9 protein-coding genes and 2 pseudogenes are annotated in these 7,156 nt (G+C 53.5%); all 11 read right to left on the minus strand.

Annotated elements, in window-relative coordinates:
- Positions 1-19 precede the first annotated feature (19 nt).
- Positions 20-640, minus strand: a complete 621-nt coding sequence (locus EPD82_RS05520; protein WP_141056031.1) for a NeuD/PglB/VioB family sugar acetyltransferase — start codon at positions 638-640, stop codon at positions 20-22.
- Positions 637-2,226 (minus strand): glycosyltransferase, encoded by a 1,590-nt coding sequence (locus EPD82_RS05525; RefSeq protein WP_170210797.1) that lies wholly within the window; start codon positions 2,224-2,226, stop codon positions 637-639. The genes EPD82_RS05520 and EPD82_RS05525 overlap by 4 nt, the downstream gene beginning before the upstream one ends.
- Before the next feature lie 17 nt (positions 2,227-2,243).
- Positions 2,244-3,455: a glycosyltransferase gene (locus tag EPD82_RS05530; protein WP_141056035.1), complete on the minus strand. Its 1,212-nt coding sequence runs from the start codon at positions 3,453-3,455 to the stop codon at positions 2,244-2,246.
- Positions 3,452-4,216 (minus strand): ABC transporter ATP-binding protein, encoded by a 765-nt coding sequence (locus tag EPD82_RS05535; protein ID WP_141056037.1) that lies wholly within the window; start codon positions 4,214-4,216, stop codon positions 3,452-3,454. Before EPD82_RS05535 ends, EPD82_RS05530 begins: the two co-directional genes overlap by 4 nt.
- A complete protein-coding gene (locus tag EPD82_RS05540; RefSeq protein WP_141056059.1) occupies positions 4,213-4,992 on the minus strand; it encodes an ABC transporter permease in 780 nt (259 codons plus the stop codon). Before EPD82_RS05540 ends, EPD82_RS05535 begins: the two co-directional genes overlap by 4 nt.
- Before the next feature lie 163 nt (positions 4,993-5,155).
- Complete coding sequence (locus EPD82_RS12375; protein ID WP_141056039.1) at positions 5,156-5,365, minus strand: IS3 family transposase; 210 nt, start codon at positions 5,363-5,365, stop codon at positions 5,156-5,158.
- A gap of 229 nt (positions 5,366-5,594) precedes the next feature.
- A pseudogene (locus EPD82_RS05550) lies at positions 5,595-5,787 on the minus strand (ATP-binding protein); the annotation flags it as partial.
- Positions 5,771-6,049 carry a hypothetical protein gene (locus EPD82_RS05555; protein WP_141056041.1) on the minus strand — a complete coding sequence of 93 codons (279 nt, stop codon included), beginning with the start codon at positions 6,047-6,049 and terminating at the stop codon, positions 5,771-5,773. The gene EPD82_RS05555 and the pseudogene EPD82_RS05550, both read right to left, overlap by 17 nt.
- 7 nt (positions 6,050-6,056) lie before the next feature.
- Entirely contained in the window at positions 6,057-6,296 is a 240-nt protein-coding gene (locus EPD82_RS05560; RefSeq protein WP_141056043.1) for a hypothetical protein, read from the minus strand.
- A 167-nt stretch (positions 6,297-6,463) separates the two neighbouring features.
- Positions 6,464-6,973, minus strand: a complete 510-nt coding sequence (locus EPD82_RS05565) for an acyltransferase family protein (RefSeq protein WP_206202201.1) — start codon at positions 6,971-6,973, stop codon at positions 6,464-6,466.
- A gap of 44 nt (positions 6,974-7,017) precedes the next feature.
- Positions 7,018-7,156, minus strand: a pseudogene (locus EPD82_RS12380) (IS481 family transposase); the annotation flags it as partial.

Here is a 7,156-nt window from a genome sequence, read left to right on the forward strand (position 1 = left end):
GGCGTAGTAAAAAACATGACTATCTATTCAGACACTTCGCTGGTACACCGACGTAAACTCCAGCTTCGTCAATATCGTGAACGACCACAGCACCTGCGCCGACAATCACGCCGTCGGCAATATGTATCCCATCTATGATCACTGCCCCCGCGCCTATCATGACGTTATTGCCAATCTGGCATCTTCCTGCAACCGTCGCGTTCACCGAAACATGGGTATATTCGCCGATCACCGATTCGTGATCCACTACAGCTGAGGTATTTATGATGCAACCGATGCCCAATCGGGTAGCAGGCCCAACGCTAACGTTATTCCCAATGAAAACGCCCTTTGCCACGGTGGCCTCGCGGCCGATATAGGCAGACTTCGCGATCAGAGTTGCCAATGGGATATTGTTCCGCAACGCGAACTGCACTAGGTGCTGTCGCCTTACGCTGTCACCGAGCGCCGGGAATGCTGCCCAACCGGATGGTAAGGGATATTCAAGATCCTTTACAACAACGAAGCCAGCAAAGTGCTCCCCTGGCCGCGCATTTTCATCGATGAATCGGAGGCTTCTAATCCCAAGCTCGAGTGCCACGTCGGCGACGCTGCGGGCATGGCCGCCGAACCCCAAAATCGCCAGGCCATCGTAGATCATAGCTGTATTGCAGACCCGTTGGGTTGGCACGATATCCTATCTAGCAAACTAACATAGTCGTCCACTACGTGCGTCCAAGAGCGCTGCGAGCGAATTTCATAAATAGGTTTCTGTTTTTGGTAAAGCTGGTCACGGTTTTCCAGTGCCCACTCGATCTTGCGCGCCATGTCCTGCCAGTCATAAGGATCAAACAGCATATCTGCTTGGAGCTCATGATCGGTAATGATTTCCTCGGTCACACCAATCCGAGACATCACCACTGGCGTACCCACGGACAAGGCCTCATCGAACGTGAATGGAAAGCCGCCTTCGGAAAGACTTGGATTCACAGCAAGTATTGCAAGCCGATAGCAAGCAGCGAGCTCCCGCGTGCTCAGTCCCCGCAAACACAAGACATCCTTCGTCAATTCTCGCTCTTTTATGAAGCTTCGTATTTCCGGCATCGCCTCGGGATTACCGGTTAAGATCAGCTTCACTCCGACATACCTGTGCCTGAGCAGCCATTCGTAGGCGCGCAACAGCGTCAGCACGTTCTTGTTAGGCCTGAACTGGCTTGCATAGAAAATGTAGCGGAATTGCATGTTCTTAAAATCCAGAGCGTATTCCGGCTCAGACGATTTGCGCATCGCCTGCATGAGATGCGCCCGACAACTTTCATCCATCGAAATCGACGCTTCACTGCTCTCCATGGCCAAGAATTCAGCTAGGGAGTTGTTTCCATGCGGAACGACGAATACGCGCTCTGGATCGACGCCGTAGCCTCTGACAAGCGTGTTCCACTTTACATCCTCGCTGTAGGTTACATAGTTATCGGCCCCACGGATGGCAGCTTCCACCCGGGTGAATGCATGCATGACGCGGTCACCGCCAACTAATGCATATCCGACTGGAAAATTGGAAAGGACCACATCCGGCACACACATCAGCTTAGGGCCGTGGATGCCATTGAATTCAGGCCAGAAGGACGTGGGCGAGTACCAGACATCAACATCACGACGACTGTTGATCAACCTTACCAACAGGTTGGCTTCCTTCACCTCGAGATACCGGTATAAACGAAACACCAGGCCTATGGACTGGGGTCTAGAGGCAAAATTTGGTAACCTTTCAAGGACGCGCTTCTTGATACGCGAAGCAGCATTCCTAACGCCACGTGCGATTGCGATAAGGGCCTTTGACATCAATAACGACGTAAGTACAAATGGTAGCAACAGCAGGAAAGAAACGAGATTCCGCGTTGCCAGAAAATGTTCTAAGACCCATTCTCGGGCCTGGTTAATTCGTGAACCACATCGCGCCATCCACCCATCTTTGGACCTGATCTGACTTCTCGAACCAAAACGGGCTAGCCACCGCAATAAGAAATAGAATCTCAATGACAAGGGCATTCCACGGGTCGTAATCACCTCATAGGTCTCTGGAGACACCCCCTCGTCCGCGAACAACCGTCGCAATTCCGGCAACAGCCAGCTAGGACAAGCCAGCACGAAACGTGCATTTCCATGCATTTCCGCGCCACGCAGCATATTGGCCAGATGCCGGCCCAGGCCCTCGCCGCGCAAGTCCGTCGTCGGCGCATAGGCCAAATAAATTCCGTATCGTCTCATAGACATGCCTGAACCGCCTTCCAATATTCAACCGCTGCAGATGCCACCCCCTTGGCCTCAAGATCTGCCACGTCAGGCAAGTCGTTTTTGCGGGCGTCAGCCTCCTGCTCCATGCGTTTCAGTTGTTCCGCCATTTGCGCTGGATTATGAGGATTACACCAGCTGAGGCCAAGTTTGTAAAAGTCATCCATCTCCCGCATGGCTGGATAGTCACTGGATAAGGACGGCACACCCAGAAAGGCTGCCTCCACTACGCAGAAGCTCCCATTGTCGATGCGGGCCGGATGCCAAAGGAAACGCGCGTTTGCGAGCAAATTTCGATATCGAACATCTGGCAAATCGCCCATCGCAACCACCTTGTCCTGGAGGGCTTGGCTCTGCACAACCATCTCCCGAACCGGTTCGAGATGGGGGTACGCCCCCTTGAGGATCGCATTCGAGTTAAATCCGGTCAACAGGCAACGCAGCGAACCGCTCAACTGCTCGTAGTAGATCCGCAAAGCCTTGACAGCGTTGACGTGGTTCTTGTGTATGGCTAAATTCGTCGTCCAGATGAAATAGTCAGATGGCTCCGACTTCTGTCGACACACACCATCTCTCGAAAAGTCGGGCGCCAGCATGGGAACCTTGTGCACGCGATCAAGCGCGACACCGGCATACTGGAGCGCATCCATCAGTGTGAATTTGGTAGTCACTAGCACGCCGCTTGCTCGGCGTGCGGCACGAAGGAATGTTAAATTGGCCTCCGCAGGAAGAACATTCGGCTCGTATCGCTGGATATAGTCGTACACCATCAACGCATAGCTACGGATGGGCAACAGCGGCTTTAGCAGCCAATCCGAAATAAACAGCCAAAAATCGCAATCGTAGAACTGATTGATACCGTCGTCCGGCACCTGATATTCCTGCTCCAAAACCTCAGGTAAAGGTACACCTGCATACGTTAGCGCCCGACGGGCCTCGCCTGTGGACAGCGTCTTCCAGACGAATGGCCTCTGCTTGATCTCCTGACGCAGTTCTCGGAAGTCGTCGGGTTGATGACTAGGGGTTTCGAGATAGCCCAAAACCACCTCAGCTGGCATACCTTCTGCCCGGCTGCCCTGGTAGATAGCCTCAGCGACCAGTTGCAGCGCCCTTGCCTGACCACCGCGAAAACCGACTGGATCGAGAACGGCCACCTTGATAGGCTTGGTGTCCGTTGCATTCATATTAATTCACTCAGTCCGTTGATCTTTCTGAAAACCTGTATTGCGGACTGGATACTTCCATCATGCACCACTTCGCCATGGTGAAACACCAGCCCGCGTTCGCAGATTGACTCCAGCGCCGCAAAATCATGCGAGGCGAGAACGAGGATCTTGGAGTTCTCGATTAATGACTTTATCCTCTTCTTGGCTCGCTCCATGAATTTTGCATCGCCTGCGCCGATCACCTCATCCAGCAGAAGTATATCACCTCCCACCGCGGTGGAAATGGCGAAAGCCAGGCGGACCATCATACCAGCGGAGTACGTCTTGATTGGATAATCGATGAATTCACCCAAGTCTGCGAAGGCGACAATTTCTTCTTCGAGTGCCCGTATTGCTTTGGGGGACAGCCCCAGCAGCAAGCCACGATAGAGGATATTCTCCCGTCCGGTCGCGTCCGGTTCAAAACCCAGACTCAAGTCAAACAGTGCTCTGACGGTTCCCTCGACGGTCACCTTTCCGGAAGAAATCGGGTATAGCCCGGCAACGGTTTTCAGAAAAGTGCTTTTGCCCGCGCCGTTGTGTCCGAGCAAACCAACACGCTCACCCTCCCTTATCTCAAGAGAAACATGCTTCAACGCGTGCACATCATGTATGACTGATGCGCGGGCGCCCCGTCGATTGAGCATGTTAGCGAGCAAGGCCTTCAAGGAGCGCTCCTTGTAAGCCATAGAGGAATACAACAGGTCGACCGCTTCCAGGCGGATATAGCTGCGGTTCATAGGTAAAAGATCACTTTGGATTCAGCCCGGCGACCAACGAGCCAAGCCAGCAAGCCGAGCACCAGAGCACAACCTGCGACGACTGCGTAGTTCGTGAGGGCAGGCCAGGTGCCATTCAAAAGAGGCGCCCGAACAATTTCCAACAAATGGTAGACCGGGTTGTAATCGACCAACACTCCCAAGCCACCTTCTCGGAAAAATCGTGCCTCAAAATAGATCGGAGATACAAACCACAACGCCTGAAAAACGAGCCCCAAGGCGTGCTGCAGATCACGGAAACGAACCCCGATGTAGGCAAGAAGCGTTGCTAGAGGCCAAGCAACTGCGAGCAACAAGGGAAACACGGGAAGTGCACCCAGCCAGGCCCAGCCGAAGTTTCCTGGTAGCGTCACTAGCACCCACAACAGCAAAGTAACGCTAGCCAACAACAGCACGATCAAGTTGGCCAATGCCGTCCGCAATGTATAGATGGCCAACGGGTGACGGCATTGCTTGATATAAGCGTCAGCCTGAACAAATGCCAAAGCGCCATTAATGGCTGTGGAAACCACATATTCCCACACTATCATTCCTGAAAGAATATATGGAGCGTAATGCAGCACATTAAGTTTGAAGACCCTTCCCAGAACAAATGCCAGCATCAGTGTCATGAACAAGGGCTGGAGCATGGACCAGAGCGCACCGAAGAATGAACGACGCCACCTCGAGCGCAAGTCTGAGAGCGCAAGATGCACCCAAAAATAACGGGCAGCCCAAACTTCGGTTAAGTAAGTCATTTTCACTTATTTGGCCCTTCAGGGAGGGCGACTTGATCTACCAAAAAAGTATAGGTAGACACCTCTTTGAGGCTCCCCCGGTTATTCGTCTTCCAACTGAAGATTTTATGTTACCAGTTTTTCATCGTGTTGACCAGTCCTTCATGAACTGGGTTGTCGACCTTTAGCCGAGGGTCGAGTAACGCCGTTTCCGGTTGCCGAACACCTCGATGTACTCGAAGATGCCCGCCGTTGCCTTGGCCCGCGTGGCGTAGCGACAGCCATGAACCCGCTCGTTTTTTAAATCGTCGACCCAGCTGAGCATGTCGCGGTTCCAGAGGCCCAGCACGATGGCCAGGTACAGCCAACCTTCATCCGTCCATAGGTAAGTCATGTCCGCTGTCCAGACCCGGTTGGGCGCGCTTGGCGTGAGGTTTCGATTCAGCAGCTTGCCTGCCTACAGCAGGGCAGGCTTCATGTTCGTGCTCGCCTTGAACCACTGCTTGTGGCGGGTACGGATGCCGTTCTCCCGTACCAGGCGCTCCACACGATCCTTGGAAGCTGTCAAGCGACCCGACGATTTAACCCCCATGACGACATCTGGAATTGACCCCGTGGGTTAATCAACTCTCTGACGTGATCGGGGTGGGGGCAGCGGCGTTCTGCAGAAGGCCGCTGCGGCGCTTGTCGCGCAGCCGGTAGCTGCCGCCCCGAATCGTAACGACCTGGCTGTGGTGCAGCAGCCGATCGAGGACAGCGGTGCCGGCCACCGCATCGCCAAACACCTACCCCCCCCCACTCACCGACCGGTCGGCTCCCCCAGTGTCGCCACAAAGAGGAACACCCGCACCGACCCACCGCCAAGCAGCACACGTGTCTGGCCGAAGTCAATCTGCAGCTGCTCGCCCAGTGCGGTCTCGAAGCGCATCGTTGCACGACGACTCACCTCTAGTTCCTGGCGGAACGTTCGGCACGCGCGCTCGACCGAGCGCAGACTCGTCTTGATCCCGAGTTCCTTACTCAACTGCTGACGCACCACGTCACAGTTGCCCCGGTGCTGCAGGAAACGCTCTAGCAACCAGGCTTCATGACCAACCCAGAACGCTGACGCGCTGCGGCTGCCGGTAGGGCACCGGCCCGCCCGCATTCATCAGATAGCGCCGCACCGTGTTGCGCGCGATGCCCAGCGTCCTAGCAATCCGCTTCGCGCCCAAGCCCGATTGCCCCAACCGAACGATCGTTGTGACCGCTTCTAGCTCCAACTTCTCATGTACTCCGCAAACCACACGACGTACAGGATTCGCCTTAATGTTCTTCGTTTCCAACAATGATCTCCTTGCGAACGAGAGGGGTTCATTCCTCGCGTCGCGGGGGGTCAATTTACAGTGTCGCCTGACATTTTGGGTGCGACATGGCATAACTTCGAAGTGAGGCGCATTGGTGTTAGCCTACCTGCTTTATTGCGCTTTAACAGTAGTATGTTATCTATAAGTCATGATCCTTGCTGAACCATTGGTGCGGGCTTGACATATGCCTGTGTCATCTTGACGGCAAGCCGTTTTCCAAGTTTCTGGGAAGGGCTTTCAATCAGAACATGAAGAAGCCATGACAAGAATAGGCAGATAATAGTAACGATAAGGAGTGACGCCCAAGCCCTAAAGCCCATGTCAAGCAAAATTCGGAGTGCAACATATCCAGCGACGCCATGAATGACGTATAGCGGGTAGCTAATGTCCGCAAGAAAATCAAATACACGATTTGATTTAAATATATTCGGAAATGAATACGCAAATGTGAACGTCAGAAGTGCGAATGCATAGTTCCAAGCCACCCCAAGGTTCGCCGAATAAGGCCCTGCCCACCAGTGAATGCAGAACATCGTAAATAACCCACCGATACCAAGATAGGCCTTATTGGCACCAATCGTCCCACGATAGAGATAGTGAAACAACACACCGATGAACATGTAGATGATGTATTGCGATACGGTCATGTATGTCATGGCAAGCTGCCAAGCAGATGCTTTTTTATTGCCCCAAACTGGAATCATCCTATTGAGATATAGCTGTCAGGTCCCGGACGATTACGTGGCACTTTTATGAAAAGTTCCGGTTTTTCTGCGTACCATCTTTTCATGGCCTCGATGGGCGGGACATGCCCCAGGGCTTTCTGGGGAATGTGGTGA

This window comes from Tepidiphilus succinatimandens, from assembly GCF_006503695.1.
GTDB lineage: Bacteria > Pseudomonadota > Gammaproteobacteria > Burkholderiales > Rhodocyclaceae > Tepidiphilus > Tepidiphilus succinatimandens.

Coding starts and splice junctions, on each gene's coding strand:
- EPD82_RS05540 (WP_141056059.1), bottom strand. CDS start 4,992: ATGACTTACTTAACCGAAGTTTGGGCTGCCCGTTATTTTTGGGTGCAT.
- EPD82_RS05535 (WP_141056037.1), bottom strand. CDS start 4,216: ATGAACCGCAGCTATATCCGCCTGGAAGCGGTCGACCTGTTGTATTCC.
- EPD82_RS05530 (WP_141056035.1), bottom strand. CDS start 3,455: ATGAATGCAACGGACACCAAGCCTATCAAGGTGGCCGTTCTCGATCCA.
- EPD82_RS12375 (WP_141056039.1), bottom strand. CDS start 5,365: ATGACTTACCTATGGACGGATGAAGGTTGGCTGTACCTGGCCATCGTG.
- EPD82_RS05520 (WP_141056031.1), bottom strand. CDS start 640: ATGATCTACGATGGCCTGGCGATTTTGGGGTTCGGCGGCCATGCCCGC.
- EPD82_RS05565 (WP_206202201.1), bottom strand. CDS start 6,973: ATGACATACATGACCGTATCGCAATACATCATCTACATGTTCATCGGT.